The organism is Massilia sp. 01N417 (assembly GCF_056399645.1).
This window is the reverse complement of record NZ_JBFTRS010000028.1, coordinates 42,205-58,015: the sequence shown is the minus strand read 5'-3', so window position 1 is coordinate 58,015 and position 15,811 is coordinate 42,205. Positions and strand designations below refer to the sequence as shown.

Genomic DNA, 15,811 nt, shown 5'->3' with positions numbered 1-15,811 from the left:
GAAAAGCGCCGAAAGCTGTCCGAAACCGATTAGTTCAGCGTTTCCCTTACTACTTATTCCAGTAATTATTCTTTCTGAGAATATCCAAATAATCTTCGCGCGTTACCCCGATCAACACCTTGTCATGAAAATGACCGTTACGGTGAAACCAGTTGCGACGCACACCTTCATGCTTCCAGCCGCATTTTTCTAAGTAGAATTTAATTGAACGTTGGTTGTACGCGATAATGTCGCTGTCCAGACGGTTCAACCCTAATTCCATGAAGGCGTAGCGCATGATCGAAAATACGGTATCAAGCGCATATCCCCTACCGCGCAGGTTGGGCTCACCGATCATCGTTCCGTGGAAGGCAGTCTTGTTTTTCCAGTCGATGTTCACGAGGTTTGCGGTGCCGATCACCCCGTGTTCTGTGGTGTCGATGCAGAAAACATGGTCGGTTAAGTTGCTATCTTTGCGACTCCGCACCCATTCCTCGGTGGAACGCATCGAAAACGGAAAATGCCAGCCGCCGAGCATGTTCCAGATCTCTGGATCATTGCTCCATTTATGCAGCTTCGGCACGTCTTCAAACTCCGGCGCTCGAAGGGTTACGATTTTTCCGTGAATATTCATCAGTTTTCCCTGATTTCTAAATCGTGATTTATTGTCGTTTTAAGAATTCAAGGCATGCGTCGGCAATCTGCGCCATCTCGACCATGCTATACCTCTGGTCGCATGGCAGTGGGAGCAGATGCTTTATCAAGCCAGCTTCGACGGAGTCGGCTTCAACCCTGCGAGCGACGTCCGGCCAGTAGGTCGCGACGAAGATTCTCGATGCGATCAGGTGTTCGCGCAGGCCGGGTGCCTCGATGAGCAGCGGGTAGCACAGCGGCCCATCGACAGCCGCTACGTCGAGGGCGCATCGATTGAACGGGGCGAGCTTTGTGTGCAGAGCCAGAAAATTGTCGTTACGCCGCAGCCTCGCTTGGTTCAGGTCGATCGTGGACAGCAATGCTTCCGTCAACTGCGACATGCCGTGCGGCTCTACGCTTTCCAGCGACTGCTCGGCAGCTTGGTAGCTCGTATACCCGCTTTCCGGCGTCGAAGCCAAGCGCTCAATGAGATGCCTGGAGCGCGCCAGCGACCCGGTATCACGTTGCGCAGGCGGCTCAACTTGGCACAGGGTGATCAGCAAGCCGCCGTCGGGAACGCCAAAAAACTTGCGCGGCGAGTAAATAGTCGCCGCGCAGTCCCGCGGTCTCGAAAAAAATGCCTGACAATTGTCGACGATCACGTGCTGGGGCTCGAAACGCGACAGGACCTCGTCGACATAGCTGTCGCGCACTCCAAAGTAATTGACGTAGTAAAACCAGTCATGTTCGTGAACGGCGGGTTCTCCGATGATCTCGAAACGCTCATCAACGGAATACTGCTCGCAACCAATGCCGGCCTCGCGGAGCGGCGCATACATCGTGTCACACAGGTAGCGCGGCATCCATACCCGATTCGGCCTCGCCGCACGAAGTAATGCGAGGAACGCCGATCGCCCTGACTGGAAACGCAGCGCGCCCGGATAGACCTGGGTCCGGCCACGCGGCAGCTCGAGTTCGAAATAACCTCCGATCGGGTTGACCATCATGCACTGACCTCAGCACCGAACATTGCCATCACCTGCTCGCGACTATTGAACATGAGAATATCGATGATCGACAGGCCCGGCTGAAATTGGTCCGTAAACTGCGGATATGGCTTCAAGCTCGGCCGGACGAAGTGCAGCCCCAGCCCTCGCGCGGAAAAATCCTGCGGGTTGTACAATTCGCGTCCGCCCGGCGGATTGACATAATCACTTGCACCCTCCCTAGCGCAGATATCGAGCACGCGAGCGGTCCCGCCGAGCGATGCATTGCCATAGATTGCCGAGCTCGGAACAAATTCCGTGGTGAGGCCGAGGTAGCGGCACACGGCCGTCACGCTGGCCTTTGCGATCTCGCCGATCTTGTGCTGATCCGATAAAACGATTTCCTGGAACAACGCATTGACGTCTGCGAAGTACGGCGCCTTCGAGTATGAATGCCGCAGACTCTCTACCAGCTTGCGCCGCCATCCGTCGCCGGTTTGGACGCCGATCTCATTGATCTTCAGGAATGGGCTCGCCCCGGCAAGGGGCACGGTGATATAGCGCGTAGCGCCGGCCAGGATCAGACGGTTCCGGTTGATCCAGCCATTCTTGATGAAGTTGACGTCATCGTAGAACACGAACTTGTCTACCGCCGCGACCAACTGGAAATACCCTATGTATGGGAAAAATAGGGCTGCATGATCGCCAGTTTCACCAGTTTTCTCCAGCAATGATGCGCACCACGCGTTTTACGTCCTCATCGGCCAGGTTCGGGTAGATCGGCAAGCAGAGAACCTGCCGGGCTGTCCGAGTTGCCACCGGCAGGTTGTCGCGATGCGCGGACGGCAGGCCTCGGTACATCGGAAAGTCCGAGATGAGCGGGTAAAAATATCGGCGCGCGACGATGCCCTGATCCTTCAACTTCTGGAACAGTTCGTCGCGCTTGAGCGGATACGCCTCCTCGACAAGGATCGGGAAGTACGAATAATTCGACGTCTCTTGGCCGGCATCGGCCAGGCAACGGACACCCGGCACCTCCGCCAGCAGGCGGCGATACAGCGAGTCGATCTGCTGGCGCCGTGCGATCGCGCCGTCGACGTATTCCAGCTGAAGCATGCCGAAGGCGGCATTAATCTCGCTCATCTTGCCGTTAATGCCGGGCGCAACCACGGTCAACTCGTCGACAAAACCGAAATTCTTCAGCTGGTCGATGCGCAGTTTGGTTTTCGCATCCGGGCAGATAATTGCACCGCCTTCGAAGGTATTGAATACCTTGGTCGCGTGGAAGCTCAGGATTGAGAGGTCGCCGTAACGCAGCACGCTGCCTCCATTGGTTTCGACGCCGAATGCGTGCGCCGCATCGTAGATGACCCGCAGGTTGTAGTTATCGGCGATTTTCTGGATGGCTTCCACGTCGCACGGATTCCCATAGCAATGCACGGGCATGATCGCCGTGGTCTGCGGCGTGATCGCTGCCTCGATCTTGGCCGGATCGAGATTGAGGGTCGCTGGATCGATATCGACAAACACCGGCTTGATCCCGTTCCACAGCAGCGAATGCGCCGTTGCGACGAACGAGTACGGTGTGGTGATCACCTCGCCGGTGATACGCAGCGCCTGCAGTGCCGTAACGAGTGCGATCGTCCCGTTCGAGAATAATGCCAGGTGCTCGACCCCAAGGTATTCGCACAATGCCTTTTCCAGCTGCTGATGGAACGGCCCGCCATTAGTCAGGATCTTGTTGTCCCAGATCTTTTGCAGATAAGGGTAAAACTCTTCCAGCGGCGGCAGACTGGGTTGGGTGACGTAGATCGGTTTTTGGTTACTCATTCTTGTCTCGTTACGCATGCCGGCAAGCGGCGTGTCATAGGCGACGGTTGTCAGTATTTTTCGATGTACCGCGCCATGGCGGTATGCAGGCCGTCGCGGATACGGTGGGGCGGGCGATACCCGAGCGGACTGCGGGCGTCAGAACGCCTCGATGCCGGCCTCCTTCAGGTAAACCAGCCGCTGCAAATTGTAGGCCGCGACCTTCCAGTGCAGATGCAAGGTGGGTCGCGGCAGACCGATCAAACGCACTGCCTTGCCGCCGAATTGCGCCAGGCCAGCGGACACGTGCTCGACGCGTGCGCGCGTCCTGGCAATGCGGTGGTTGCGGCGCTGCCGGGCCTCGGAAATGGGTTTGTCCTTGCTGCCTTTGCGCTGGATGTGCATGCCCCAGCCTTGCTTGGACAGCCGCGCCTCACGCCCGCCATTTACGTAGCCCTTGTCGGCCAGGATGTTGCGGTTCGTGTTAGCCGAATCGAGGACGTCTTCGAAGTGGAGCGTATCGTGTTCGCTGGCGGTGCTCACCTTGATCTTGCGCACCAGCTTGTAGCGCTTGTCGGCGTTGGCCGACACCTTGTAGGCGAAGTAGGATCTGCCGTGCTTCTTGGTCCAGCGCGCGTCCACATCCTTCTGGCGCCGCTTCGCTGGCGTCCATTCGATAGGCATCGCGTCCTGTTGCACCAGCGCTTTCTCTTCTTTGCTGAGGGATTGTTTCGGTGCTTGCACAATACTGGCATCGATCATCTGACCGCCGCGCGCAATGAAGCCGTGCTTTGCCAACTGCTCGTCGCTCAGATTGAACGACTGCTGGATCAGCAGAACGCGGACCATCAATTCGGTCGGAAACGGCGGACGGCCGCCGCGCTCACGGCTCGGGCGTGGTGCCGCACAGTCCACTTCTGCCGCCAACGCGGCGAAATCGACGTGCTGCTCCAGCACGCGAAGCGCATCGCCAAGCTTGTTCAGCTTCGCTTCGCGCTCCTGGTCGGTAAACAGGCTGGTCTTGATCATGAGAACTGCATCAAACTCGGGAAGCCATCATCATGCCATGCGGTGGCGGGTTTTCGAGGTGCCCTATTATGAAAACATTGGCGCCTTCCCTTTCGAGAAAAAGAAAAATGGCTCTCGGGAGTTGCAACCATATGTTTCGGCATCAAGATCTCCAAGCACGGTCGTGTGAGGATATAGATCCCCATTCAACCCTGCTGCATGAAATTTATTAAGAATGTCTGCGCCGAATAGGCGAACATGGTCATCTTGGCCGTAATAATGCGTGGCGAATTCTGAGGTGGCGGGTTTGTTCAGTTCAAACGTGTAACGCAAGACGGGGGAATATGGCGTTTGTGCAACCAAATGCCCGTTGAATGTCAGGCAGCGCCGAAATTCAGCGAGAGCCACTTCGGGAGAATTGACATGTTCGAGCACATGATTGCAAATAATGAAATCGAAATGATCATCCGGGAAATCTAATTTCTCGACATTGATTTTGCTGTGTAACGGTGAGCGAGGAAATAGATCGCCGGTAACGTACTCCAATGGATTAAGTTTGCGGATTTTTGATTCAAGCTGCGGTTCCGGGGCAATGTGCAGGATGCGCATATTTTTGATTTGATCAAAAAATCCCGCAGCTTGAAGATACAGCCACAAATGTCTTTCCCTATCATTGCAATGACAGCGTGGGCAGAGATGCTTGTCCAGACGGGAACCGATGACCTCCATGCTGGATATGAATGAAGTCCAAAGAAGGGACGCGTTGGGATGGGGGACCCATTGTTCAACTGGCGATTGGCATATTACGCAAAAACTATGGTCTTGCGAGGATTTCCTTTTTGCCTCCAGACGAGCCGCAACAGCTTTGCGCGCACACGCATAATCCTCTTGGAAGCGCTCTGAACTGAAAAGTGTATTTGGTGGGGCCTGGATTATTTCATCGAGGTTTGAAAGAAGCTTCGTAATTTCTGGAAAGTGTGAACCATGTGCGACATATAGGCTTTTCAACCGATTTTGTGCGTCGTGCAGAGCAGCCGAGGAAAGATTTCCATCTGCCGCTTCTCCGCGTATAAACACTTCCCATTCGTACAGGCCAGCACTGAATCCAGGAGAGTTTTTGTTCGAGTTTTGTGCTTCATGTTGTCTGAATTTGCTTAAATAGCCACCTACCGCAACAAGAGGGAAATCCTTCGATGCATTAAGGTACATGGCCACATCATTGAGAAAATCCATTTGTGCAGATCGATAGGTTGAGAGCGTCATTGGGTCGACGATCTCTTGGTTGAACATGATGTTGCTTGGCTCTCCGACGAAATTATGAATTTTCCCAACCATGTTGTTGACAAGAAAAGGACGGTCGACGAGAGCGACTGTTCCTGGTTGCAGCAATGGAGCGGGTGTAAAGACCGTGGCATTATTCGCATCAATGAATTGGCGCTCATGAAACGCCAAAGCTGCGCGTGGATGCATCTGTAATGCAAGCAGTAAGGCCTCAACTGATCCAGGTAATAAAAAGTCATCGTCGTATAGCCATTTGATATACTGGCCTTTGGCATGGCGAAGAAGCTCTCTGGCATTTTTTAGCGAGTCTTGGAATCCGTGGTGAATGTATCGGATGCGTGGGTCGCCAAGACGCTGGACAATTGCTTCCAGTCGGGCATCGGGTGTGTCGTCACCGACGAGAATTTCAATATCCTGGAATGTTTGACGCTGCGCGCTCATCAGCGCTAATTCTAGATGTTCCGGCTTATATGCAGGAATGAGTACGGTGACTGCTGGCATATTGGCAAAGAGAGTATTAGTGTCTTGTTAGGACATTATTTGTCATAATCTCGTTATTCGAGAAATAGGGGGCTTTGTGGCTTTATATGTATTCGATGATCTGCTCGTCGGAAAACTAATTCTTCACGTTCGCTCCATGTTAAAAACTTTATTAGCCTCTTGTGGCGCACTGTTTATTGAGGGTGAATCAGTTGCTGGAAGTTAATTGGGAACGCGCTGAGCAAATCAGAATTTTGTTAAAAATGATGCGAGCGAATCGAATTTTTCAGGACTTGGGTACTCGGAAGCGAGAAATAATCACTCTATAGCCGTTTTCGCCCCGTTTCTCCCGCACTTTCCTGCAAATTTCACTTGCTCGCCCATTTCAAGGTGCACCTTGGGCGTTGTGCTGAGAAAGCCGTCGCCTGGCGATCCGAAGATTGGCCAGTCCGAACAACGTGAACAGTTGAGTCGTATTATTGAACAATCTGCGGTAACGCACTTTCTTCATGCCAAAGATGTTCTTGATGATGTGAAACGGATGCTCGACCTTGGGGTGCACCCTTGCCTTGAGTTTCTCGATCTGGTCCTTGATGCGGCCCAGCGGCGTCTCCGGGACCGCCTCGTCATCGGCAATCTGGCCGAGCAAACACGGCAGCATCGGCGCGTCGCCGGTCACTTCGATGGCCCGGATTTCCAGCGTAGTCGCATCGATGCCAAGATGAACCTTGCGCCACTGGCGACGGTAATCGGCGCCGTGTTTCTTCGTCCTCCATTCGCCTTCGCCGAGCATCTTGATGCCGGTGCTGTCGACAAGAAGGTGCAATCCTGTCATCGTCGGCTGCACCCAATCGTTAGCACCAAATGCTTCTGGCGTCGGCTGACGGTGCTGAAGTCGGGAACCTGCCAGCCCAGCCCTGCCAGCTCGAGCAGGCTTTGCGACATCCCATTGCCTGACACAGGGCAGATTAAACAGTTCCTTGATCGTCAGGCAGAACTGAATTGCCGCCTCGCTGTACTTTTGGCTTCGACCCCGCTTGCCGCTGGCACTGCCGTGCCAGCACATGTCTTTGTCCAGCCATATGAGCAGCGAGCCAGACGCCTTCAACGCTGCGTTGTACTCTTTCCAGTTGGTCGTTCGATAGTTCGTTTTTGCCGGCGCACTCATCTCGTTAGTTTACCCGCGCTCCCGTTCAGGCGCAGGGGACAGATTTGTGCAACAAAGCCTATGTTACCCCAAGATATACAACTCTCCATAGTAAAAAACCCGCACGGAGGCGGGTTCTTGAACGTGGAAAAACCACGTCGGAGTGTTTATTGGTGGAGGCGGCGGGAATCGAACCCGCGTCCGCAAGCACTCTACAGACAGTTCTACATACTTAGCACTATCTTTTAATTTAACCAGTACAACGGGGATGTGCACCCTGTGTACAAGCGAGTCACCTTAAATTTCGGAAGCAACCAAGTGACCCAGTTGATTCCTAGCCTCTGTAAATGACTCTACTTGCCTTGCGGCTCACCCCAGAGGCGAGGTGATGTAGAGCTAGCAGCGATTAGGCTGCGAGTGCGTACGAGTTATCGTTTGCAGTTATTGATTTCTGGATGTATTTACGAGGTAACCAGTCCTCGGTATGCCCTGCGCTGCTTTGCAACCCACGTCGAAACCAGGTCGCCCCCAACGAAGAACTACCATTGTACTCCAAACTGAGGCGATGTGCAGTGATCCGGATCTCTCCGGGAACTCGCGAAAATGTTAACTTTCGATAGATTTCCGTTGTCAAATCCGAACTATCATGTACGGTTGCTGGAGACGGCTCGATGACACTGAACGGAGAGAATATGGCATGTATCGTCTGCGGTACGCCGCAAACCGCCGGGTTGGCTGGATGGCATGCGTCCTGCCACGAATGTGGGTACGAAAGTGCCGCTCTGCAAGGAGCGATCAACGAGAAGAGCGCGGGGGCATCGGTCGACGAGGATGAGCGCGAGCTGGGCCTGAAGGCGCTGCGACAGGAGAACTTCCGCGACATCGTCGACATCGCAGTCCGCCTGGCCCAGCCCGGTGCGCGCAAGCTGCTCGACGTCGGCTGCGCGCATGGCTGGTTCCTCGAGACGGCGCGCGAGCGCTTCGAGGCGCTGGGGATCGAGCCGGACGCCGTGGTCGGCGGACGCACCGCGGCGCGCGGCTTGCCGGTGCGGCAGGGTTATTTCCCGGATGCGCTGGAGGCCGGCGAACGTTTCGACATCATCGTCTTCAATGACGTCATCGAACACATTCCCGACATCCGCGCCGCGCTCGACGCCTGTCATGCGCGCCTGGAAGAGGGCGGCTTGCTGATCCTCAACCTGCCCAACAGCGCCGGCTTCTTCTATCGGCTGTCGAAGGCCTTTGCGCGGATGGGCTGGCGCAGTCCCTTCGAACGCCTGTGGCAGAAGGACCTGCCTTCTCCCCACGTCCATTACTTCCGACCCGCCAACCTGGAGCGCCTGGTGGCCCGGCACGGCTTCGAGCGCCTGCATTCGGGCGAACTGCCTTCGCTACGCGCCAAGGGCCTGCTGGAGCGCATCCGCTGCGCCGGCAATATCTCCGGCCCCTCGCTCTACCTGCAGTACGCCGCCGTGACGTGCGCGCTTCCGCTGCTGCGCCTGTTCCCGAGCGACATCATCGTCAGCGTGTTCCGCAAGACGTAAAAAAGCCGCGGGCTTGCGCATCCGCGGCTTTCCTTCGAGGAGACCGGCGATCAGCGATTGATCATCTGGTTGCCGATCATGCCGCCGCCGATGATGCCGGCCACGGTCGCCAGCTTGCGGCCGTTGCCGCTGCCGACCTGGTTACCGATCAGGCCGCCAATCACGGCGCCGGTGCCGATGCCGACGTAGTTCGGCTGCGGTGCCGGACGCGGTGCCGGGGCGTAGTAGTCGTCGCGGGCATAGTTGTGGTGGGCGACGGTACGCGGACGCGGTGCGGCCTGCTTCACCGGCACTTCCTTGATCACGGTTTCCTTGATCACCACCGGCGCCGGAGCGGGCGCCGGCTGGGCTGCCACCTGTTGACCATAAGCCGGCTGGCCATAGCCCGGTTGAGCGTAAGCGGCCGGTTGGACGTAGCCTGCAGTCATCGGCTGGGCATAGCCGACGGGCGCCTGCTGCACGCCCTGCGGCGCGACGGGTGCGGCGACCGGGGCCAGGGCGCCGGCATAGCCAGGCGCGGCCTGCGAGCTCATCAGCGCAGCCGGCTGGGCTTGCGGAGCGCTGTTCGAGCTCGGCAGGATGCCGGTGATGGCGGCGGCGCCGGCCAGGCTGACGACGATGACCGACACGGCGGCGCCGGCCATCAGCGGGTGGATACGGTTGGTGGTGTTCTTGATCGCTTCCATGTTCTCTGCTCCCGAAACGTTGCGTTGTTGTATGGGAGTAGATTAATGGCGGGCATCACGCAGAGATAGACTGATCCCTGTATCAATCGTAAAGATATGTAAGCGCCTAACAAAAACCCCATGGCGGCGTTGCATCGTCTCGCCGTACTCGCGTACTGTCTTCGACGATGCGCCTTGCCCTGGGGCTTTTGTTAGGCGCTTTTAATTAGGCCGACGCTTCGGCGGCGCGTGCCGCCTCGATCAGCTCGCGCAACACCTGCAGCAGGTGCAGCGGGCTGTCGAGCAGGTAGTCGGCGCCCCAGGTTGCCGGCGGAATCTCGCCGCAATAGCCCCAGCCGCAGGCGACCGTGACCATGCCGGCGGCGCGGCCGGCTTCGACGTCGCGCAGGTCGTCGCCGACGTACCAGCATTCCTCGGGCGCCAGGTCGAGCAGGCGCGCACCTTCCAGCAGAGGGGCCGGGTGGGGCTTGGCGAAGGCGGTGGTGTCGCCGGAGACCACGCAGCCGGCGTGCGCCAGGCCGATCTGCGGGATCAGCGGGTCGGTGAAGCGCATCGGCTTGTTGGTGACCACGCCCCAGGCCATGCCGGCCTGCTCGATGCCGTCCAACAGTTCGGGCACGCCGTCGAACAGGCGGCTCTCGACCGCCATCGCCGACTGGTAGCGGTCGAACCATTGCAGGCGCAGCTCTTCATAGCCCTCGTCGCCCGGCGCCAGGCCGAAGGCGGCGCCGATCATGCCGCGCGCGCCGGCCGAGGCGGTCGGGCGCAGCACCGCGTAGGGCGTCGGTTTGAGGCCGCGCTCGGTGCGCAGCCAGTTGACGGCGGCGGCGAGGTCGGGCGCGGTATCGGCCAGGGTGCCGTCGAGGTCGAACAGGACGGCGCGCGGCACGGGCAGGCGGGAGGGAAAGGTCATGCAGTATCGTCTTAAAGCGGCTTGGTGCAGGCCACCATGTAGTTCACATCGGTGTCCTGGTTCAGCGAGTAGATCTTGGTCAGCGGGTTGTAGCTCAGGCCCTTCAGGCCCTCGACCTGCAGGCCGGCGGCGCGGATGAAGCTGGAAAGCTCGGCCGGCGTGATGAACTTGGCGTAGTCGTGGGTGCCGCGCGGCAGCATGCGCAGCACGTACTCGGCGCCGATCACCGCGAACAGGTAGGACTTCGGATTGCGGTTCAGGGTCGAGAAGAATACGTGGCCGCCCGGTTTCACGAGGGTCGCGGCGGCGCGCACGATGGCGGCCGGATCGGGCACGTGCTCGAGCATTTCCATGCAGGTGACGACGTCGAACTGGCCCGGTTCCTCGGCGGCCATGTCTTCCGCGGCGATGAGCTTGTAGCGCACCTCGACGCCCGATTCCAGGCTGTGCAGGTCGGCCACTTTCAGCGCCTTCTTCGACAGGTCGATGCCGGTCACTTTCGCGCCCTTGCGCGCCATCGATTCGGACAGCACGCCGCCGCCGCAACCGATGTCGATCACGTTCTTGCCGCTCAGGGGCACGCGCGCGTTGATCCATTCCAGGCGCAGCGGATTGATCTCGTGCAGCGGGCGGAACTCGGAGGTCGGGTCCCACCAGCGGTGGGCCAGTTCGCTGAACTTCTGGATTTCCAAGGGGTCGGCGTTGGCCGTCGTCGATGCTTGCGTAGTCATAGGTGCGAATAATAGCGGAAATGCCGCCGTGCTACGGTTGGGTTGGCGAAAAAAAACCCCGCCGAAGCGGGGTTTGTCCGGGGCGTCAGCCCGCCAGCGGCAGATTACTGCTGCTGGGTGTTGCGGGTGCCGACCACTTCGATTTCCACGCGGCGGTTCTTGGCGCGGCCTTCGGCAGTCTTGTTGTCGGCCACAGGCTGCTTCTCGCCCTTGCCTTCGGTGTAGATGCGGTTCGATTCGACGCCCTTGCCCTGCAGGTAGGCCTTGACGGCTTCAGCGCGGCGGACCGACAGCTTCTGGTTGTAGGCATCGGTACCGATCGAGTCGGTGTGGCCGACGGCGATGATGACTTCCAGGTTGATGTCCTTCAGCTTCGAGACCAGGTCATCCAGCGATGCCTTGCCGGCCGGCTTCAGCACGGCTTTGTCGAAGTCGAAGAAGGCGTCAGCCGAGTAGCTCACTTTTTCCGAGGTCGGGACCGGAGCCGGAGCCGGTGCCGGGGCAGGTGCCGGGGCAGGAGCTTCGACCGGCGGCGGCGGCGGCGGCGCGACGCACTTGCCGTTTTCCAGTTTCTCAGGCGGCACGCACAGCGGTGCGTCGCAGCCCGGGACCGCGTCGGCCGGGGTCCAGTAGCCGGTACGCCAGCACAGGCCGAAAGGATTGCGCGCGATCACGCCGCGGGCATCCTGCACGTAAGCGCTGTAAGGCTTCGGCGCCTGGATGTCGGTCGTCAGCGGCGCGTACGGCGGTGCGCTTTGCGCGAAAGCGCTGCCTGCCATCGCGGCCGAGGCTGCGAGCATGAGGGTTGCCAGTTTTTTCATATTTTTTCTTCCTTTCGGTAAATTCTTCCCGCCGCGAAACTTGCGCGCCGATGCGCATGACGTGAGCACGTGGGCAGAATATTAACACTTGCACGGACGTGTCTGTTTCGCATTGTGAAACGAGCAATTAACATCTCGGCCATTTTGCCACATACGCTACATCCGCACGACCGCGGAAAGCCCATTTGCTGCGCATGCGATTTCTCTCGTTGTTTCTGCGCAACAACGTTATTGTGAACAGACCGCAAGCTTGACGAAAGTTTATTACAGGCATGTGTCAAATTGGCAAACGTGCACAAGCAAGCCGTATCGGACTTGCTTTCAAAATGCACTGCTGATATAGCGCGCGTGGTAAAATCTACCCCTTGGAAACTTAAATTTCACGGCCCAAAACAGCCGACCCGCCAATGGATCAATTCGCAAAAGAAACAATTCCAATTTCCCTGGAAGAAGAAATGCGCAAGAGCTACCTCGATTACGCGATGAGCGTGATCGTGGGCCGTGCTCTGCCGGACGCGCGCGACGGTCTCAAGCCGGTGCACCGCCGTGTGCTGTTCGCGATGCACGAGATGAACAACGTGTGGAACCGCCCGTATCTGAAGTGCGCCCGTGTGGTCGGCGAGACCATGGGTAAGTTCCACCCGCACGGCGACGCCTCGATCTACGACACCCTGGTGCGTATGGCGCAGGATTTCTCGCTGCGCTATACCCTGGTCGACGGGCAGGGCAACTTCGGTTCGATCGACGGCGACAGCGCCGCGGCGATGCGCTACACCGAGTGCCGCCTGGACAAGATTTCCCAGGAGCTGCTGGCCGACATCGACAAGGACACCGTCGACTTCCAGCCGAACTATGACGGCAAGGAAAAAGAACCGACCGTCCTGCCGACCCGCATCCCGAACCTGCTGGTCAACGGCTCCTCCGGCATCGCGGTCGGCATGGCGACCAACATCCCGCCGCACAACCTGTCCGAAGTCATCAACGGCGCGCTGCACGTGCTGAAGAACCCGGATTGCACGATCGACGAGCTGATCGAGCTGATCCCGGCGCCGGACTTCCCGACCGCCGGCATCATCTACGGCGTGTCCGGCGTGCGCGACGGCTACCGCACCGGCCGCGGCCGTGTGGTGATGCGTGCCAAGACCCACTTCGAAGAGTACGGCAAGGACGGCGGCCGCGTGGCCATCATCGTCGACGAACTGCCGTATCAGGTAAATAAAAAGTCGCTGCTCGAGCGTATCGCCGAGAACGTGCGCGACAAGAAGCTGGAAGGCATCTCCGACATCCGCGACGAGTCCGACAAGTCGGGCATGCGCGTGGTGATCGAGCTGAAGCGCGGCGAAGTGCCGGAAGTGGTGCTGAACAACCTGTACAAGCAAACCCAGCTGCAGGACACCTTCGGCATGAACATGGTCGCCCTGGTCAACGGCCAGCCGAAGCTGCTGAACCTGAAGCAGATGCTGGAAAGCTTCCTGTCGCACCGCCGCGAAGTGGTCACCCGCCGCACCGTGTTCGAGCTGCGCAAGGCGCGCGAACGCGGCCACATGCTGGAAGGCCTGGCGGTCGCGCTGGCGAACATCGACGAGTTCATCGCCATCATCAAGGCCGCGCCGACCCCGCCGGTTGCCAAGGTCGAGCTGATGCAGCGCACCTGGGATTCGTCCCTGGTGCGCGAGATGCTGAGCCGCACCGAAACCGGCGCCGCCGGCGGCATCGAAGCCTTCCGTCCGGAACACCTGCCGAAGCACTACGGCATGCAGCCGGATGGCATGTACCGCCTGTCCGACGAGCAGACCCAGGAAATCCTGCAGATGCGCCTGCAGCGCCTGACCGGCCTGGAGCAGGACAAGATCGTCAACGAGTACAAGGAAGTGATGCTCCACATCGCCGACCTGCTCGACATCCTGGCGAAGCCGGAACGCGTCACCGCGATCATCGTGGACGAGATGGGCCAGATCAAGGCCGACTACACCGAGAACGGCAAGGACGCACGCCGCTCGGCCATCGAGCACAATGCCAGCGACCTCGAAACCGAAGACCTGATCACCCCGCAGGACATGGTAGTGACCCTGTCGCACACCGGTTACATGAAGTCGCAGCCGATCTCGGAATACCGCGCCCAGAAGCGCGGCGGCCGCGGCAAGCAGGCGATGGCGACCAAGGACGAGGACTGGATCGACCAGCTGTTCATCGCCAACACCCACGACTACATGCTGTGCTTCAGCAACCGCGGCCGGATGTACTGGCTGAAGGTGTGGGAAGTGCCGCAGGGTTCGCGCAATTCGCGCGGCAAGCCGATCGTGAACATGTTCCCGCTGCAGGATGGCGAGAAGATCACCGTGATCCTGCCGCTGTCGGGCGAGAACTCGAGCTTCCCGGAAGACCACTACGTGTTCATGGGCACCAGCCTGGGTACCGTCAAGAAGACCCCGCTGAAGGACTTCAGCAACCCGCGCAAGGCCGGCATCATCGCGGTCGACCTGGACGAGGGCGACTTCCTGATCGGCGCCGCGCTCACCGACGGCAAGCACGACGTGATGCTGTTCTCGGACGCCGGCAAGGCCGTGCGTTTCGACGAGAACGACGTGCGCCCGATGGGCCGTACCGCGCGCGGCGTGCGCGGCATGAACCTGGAAGAAGGCCAGAACGTGATCGCGCTGCTGGTGGCCGAGAACGAGCAGCAGTCGGTCCTGACGGCCACCGAGAACGGCTTCGGCAAGCGTACCCCGATCACGGAGTACACCCGCCACGGCCGCGGCACCAAGGGCATGATCGCGATCCAGACCTCCGAGCGTAACGGCAAGGTGGTGGCCGCGACCCTGGTCGACGAAACCGACGAGATCATGCTGATCACGACCGGCGGCGTGCTGATCCGCACCCGCGTGGCCGAGATCCGCGAGATGGGCCGCGCGACCCAGGGCGTGACCCTGATCGCGGTGGAGGACGGCACCAAGCTGTCCGGCCTGCAGCGCGTGGTCGAGAGCGACGTCGACGAGGTGGAGCTGGAGCCGGCGCCGGAATAATCCGCGTCCCAGCCATCGAAACGGCCCCTGCAGCGATGCACGGGCCGTTTTTCTTTGACGTAATCGACGGCGGATTGCTGCAATGCGGCGAAAAATGGTCCACCCTGAGGATTTTTTGCAAGTTTCGTGCGAAAATCAGGTTCCCCGTCACCGCTGCCATGACGCCAACAGGCTCGCCCAAGAGCCGTCCATCCAAAGGATCATCATGAGAAAACCGCTCGCCGCTATCGCTTCCGCCTTCATTCTGAGCTGCGCACCCGCTTTCGGTCTGGCGGCGGCGCCGGTGCCGTCCGCCGATCCGGCGGTGGTCGCGGCGACCAGGGACATGCTGGCGGCAATGAAAGTGCACGACATGATGACGAACATGCTGGCGCAAATGGAGCAGCGGATGCCGGCCCAGATGCGCTCGACGATGACGGCCTCGATCAACGGCAATCCCAACCTGAGCGCCGATCAGAAGGCCGAGCAGCTGAAGAAGCTCGACGAGGCGACCAAGGCCGCGGCCGTCCAGGCGCACGCGCTGTTCGCCGATCCGACCCTGGTCGACGACATGATCGCGGAAATGGTGCCGCTGTATGCGGAAACCTATACGCTGGACGAGATCCGCCAGCTGACCGCCTTCTACACCTCGCCGCTGGGCCAGAAGATGCAGGCCAGGGCGCCCGAGCTGATGGCCCGCAGCATGGAGATCAGCCAGCGCGTGATGATGCCGCGGATCCAGAAAGCCATGGCGCAAAGCCACCAGGCTCTCGGCGGGAAGTGAGGCAACA

General features: G+C 59.2%; 13 protein-coding genes, 1 other RNA gene and 2 pseudogenes. 3 read left to right on the top strand and 13 right to left on the bottom strand.

From position 1 onward, the window contains the following. Positions 1–49: 49 nt before the first annotated feature. The 9 genes and pseudogenes from AC1DOQ_RS23950 to ssrA all read right to left on the bottom strand — a co-directional run bounded on the left by AC1DOQ_RS23950 (position 50) and on the right by ssrA (position 7,853). The gene (locus AC1DOQ_RS23950) at positions 50–613 is read right to left on the bottom strand and encodes a GNAT family N-acetyltransferase (RefSeq protein WP_477369895.1); all 564 of its coding nucleotides are present in this window, start codon (positions 611–613) and stop codon (positions 50–52) included. Between the two features lie 28 nt (positions 614–641). Then, positions 642–1,619: a hypothetical protein gene (locus AC1DOQ_RS23945; protein ID WP_477369892.1), complete on the bottom strand. Its 978-nt coding sequence runs from the start codon at positions 1,617–1,619 to the stop codon at positions 642–644. Then, a complete protein-coding gene (locus AC1DOQ_RS23940) occupies positions 1,616–2,329 on the bottom strand; it encodes a WbqC family protein (RefSeq protein WP_477369889.1) in 714 nt (237 codons plus the stop codon). The genes AC1DOQ_RS23945 and AC1DOQ_RS23940 overlap by 4 nt, the downstream gene beginning before the upstream one ends. Then, the gene (vioA, locus tag AC1DOQ_RS23935) at positions 2,310–3,428 is read right to left on the bottom strand and encodes a dTDP-4-amino-4,6-dideoxy-D-glucose aminotransferase VioA (protein WP_477369886.1); all 1,119 of its coding nucleotides are present in this window, start codon (positions 3,426–3,428) and stop codon (positions 2,310–2,312) included. The genes AC1DOQ_RS23940 and vioA overlap by 20 nt, the downstream gene beginning before the upstream one ends. A gap of 138 nt (positions 3,429–3,566) precedes the next feature. Beyond that, positions 3,567–4,436 (bottom strand): IS5 family transposase, encoded by an 870-nt coding sequence (locus tag AC1DOQ_RS23930; RefSeq protein ID WP_477369883.1) that lies wholly within the window; start codon positions 4,434–4,436, stop codon positions 3,567–3,569. A gap of 66 nt (positions 4,437–4,502) precedes the next feature. Next, positions 4,503–6,197 (bottom strand): glycosyltransferase, encoded by a 1,695-nt coding sequence (locus AC1DOQ_RS23925; protein WP_477369880.1) that lies wholly within the window; start codon positions 6,195–6,197, stop codon positions 4,503–4,505. Between the two features lie 364 nt (positions 6,198–6,561). Then, a pseudogene (locus tag AC1DOQ_RS23920) lies at positions 6,562–6,774 on the bottom strand (transposase); the annotation flags it as partial. An 18-nt stretch (positions 6,775–6,792) separates the two neighbouring features. Continuing rightward, positions 6,793–7,344: pseudogene (locus AC1DOQ_RS23915) on the bottom strand (IS5 family transposase); the annotation flags it as partial. Between the two features lie 150 nt (positions 7,345–7,494). Then, positions 7,495–7,853: a transfer-messenger RNA gene (ssrA, locus tag AC1DOQ_RS23910) on the bottom strand. Positions 7,854–8,015: 162 nt separating this feature from the next. Here ssrA and AC1DOQ_RS23905 point away from each other — a divergent pair. After that, positions 8,016–8,867 (top strand): class I SAM-dependent methyltransferase, encoded by an 852-nt coding sequence (locus tag AC1DOQ_RS23905; RefSeq protein WP_477369877.1) that lies wholly within the window; start codon positions 8,016–8,018, stop codon positions 8,865–8,867. 50 nt (positions 8,868–8,917) lie between these two features. Here the strand turns inward: AC1DOQ_RS23905 and AC1DOQ_RS23900 are convergent, their stop codons facing one another. The 4 genes from AC1DOQ_RS23900 to ompA all read right to left on the bottom strand — a co-directional run bounded on the left by AC1DOQ_RS23900 (position 8,918) and on the right by ompA (position 12,018). Next, positions 8,918–9,553, bottom strand: a complete 636-nt coding sequence (locus AC1DOQ_RS23900; protein WP_477369874.1) for a glycine zipper 2TM domain-containing protein — start codon at positions 9,551–9,553, stop codon at positions 8,918–8,920. Between the two features lie 205 nt (positions 9,554–9,758). After that, positions 9,759–10,466: an HAD family hydrolase gene (locus tag AC1DOQ_RS23895; RefSeq protein ID WP_477369871.1), complete on the bottom strand. Its 708-nt coding sequence runs from the start codon at positions 10,464–10,466 to the stop codon at positions 9,759–9,761. An 11-nt stretch (positions 10,467–10,477) separates the two neighbouring features. Further along, the gene (gene ubiG, locus AC1DOQ_RS23890) at positions 10,478–11,197 is read right to left on the bottom strand and encodes a bifunctional 2-polyprenyl-6-hydroxyphenol methylase/3-demethylubiquinol 3-O-methyltransferase UbiG (RefSeq protein ID WP_477327878.1); all 720 of its coding nucleotides are present in this window, start codon (positions 11,195–11,197) and stop codon (positions 10,478–10,480) included. A gap of 104 nt (positions 11,198–11,301) precedes the next feature. Further along, positions 11,302–12,018, bottom strand: coding sequence for an outer membrane protein OmpA (ompA, locus tag AC1DOQ_RS23885; protein WP_477369868.1), 717 nt, complete (start codon positions 12,016–12,018; stop codon positions 11,302–11,304). A 407-nt stretch (positions 12,019–12,425) separates the two neighbouring features. Here ompA and gyrA point away from each other — a divergent pair, with 407 nt between their 5' ends. Both gyrA and AC1DOQ_RS23875 read left to right on the top strand, forming a co-directional pair. Next, a complete protein-coding gene (gyrA, locus tag AC1DOQ_RS23880) occupies positions 12,426–15,041 on the top strand; it encodes a DNA gyrase subunit A (protein WP_477369865.1) in 2,616 nt (871 codons plus the stop codon). Positions 15,042–15,246: 205 nt separating this feature from the next. Further along, a complete protein-coding gene (locus AC1DOQ_RS23875) occupies positions 15,247–15,804 on the top strand; it encodes a DUF2059 domain-containing protein (protein WP_477369863.1) in 558 nt (185 codons plus the stop codon). Positions 15,805–15,811 lie beyond the last annotated feature (7 nt).

Coding starts and splice junctions, on each gene's coding strand:
- AC1DOQ_RS23950 (WP_477369895.1), bottom strand. CDS start 613: ATGAATATTCACGGAAAAATCGTAACCCTTCGAGCGCCGGAGTTTGAA.
- AC1DOQ_RS23945 (WP_477369892.1), bottom strand. CDS start 1,619: ATGATGGTCAACCCGATCGGAGGTTATTTCGAACTCGAGCTGCCGCGT.
- vioA (WP_477369886.1), bottom strand. CDS start 3,428: ATGAGTAACCAAAAACCGATCTACGTCACCCAACCCAGTCTGCCGCCG.
- AC1DOQ_RS23930 (WP_477369883.1), bottom strand. CDS start 4,436: ATGATCAAGACCAGCCTGTTTACCGACCAGGAGCGCGAAGCGAAGCTG.
- AC1DOQ_RS23925 (WP_477369880.1), bottom strand. CDS start 6,197: ATGCCAGCAGTCACCGTACTCATTCCTGCATATAAGCCGGAACATCTA.
- AC1DOQ_RS23905 (WP_477369877.1), top strand. CDS start 8,016: ATGGCATGTATCGTCTGCGGTACGCCGCAAACCGCCGGGTTGGCTGGA.
- AC1DOQ_RS23900 (WP_477369874.1), bottom strand. CDS start 9,553: ATGGAAGCGATCAAGAACACCACCAACCGTATCCACCCGCTGATGGCC.
- AC1DOQ_RS23895 (WP_477369871.1), bottom strand. CDS start 10,466: ATGACCTTTCCCTCCCGCCTGCCCGTGCCGCGCGCCGTCCTGTTCGAC.
- ubiG (WP_477327878.1), bottom strand. CDS start 11,197: ATGACTACGCAAGCATCGACGACGGCCAACGCCGACCCCTTGGAAATC.
- ompA (WP_477369868.1), bottom strand. CDS start 12,018: ATGAAAAAACTGGCAACCCTCATGCTCGCAGCCTCGGCCGCGATGGCA.
- gyrA (WP_477369865.1), top strand. CDS start 12,426: ATGGATCAATTCGCAAAAGAAACAATTCCAATTTCCCTGGAAGAAGAA.
- AC1DOQ_RS23875 (WP_477369863.1), top strand. CDS start 15,247: ATGAGAAAACCGCTCGCCGCTATCGCTTCCGCCTTCATTCTGAGCTGC.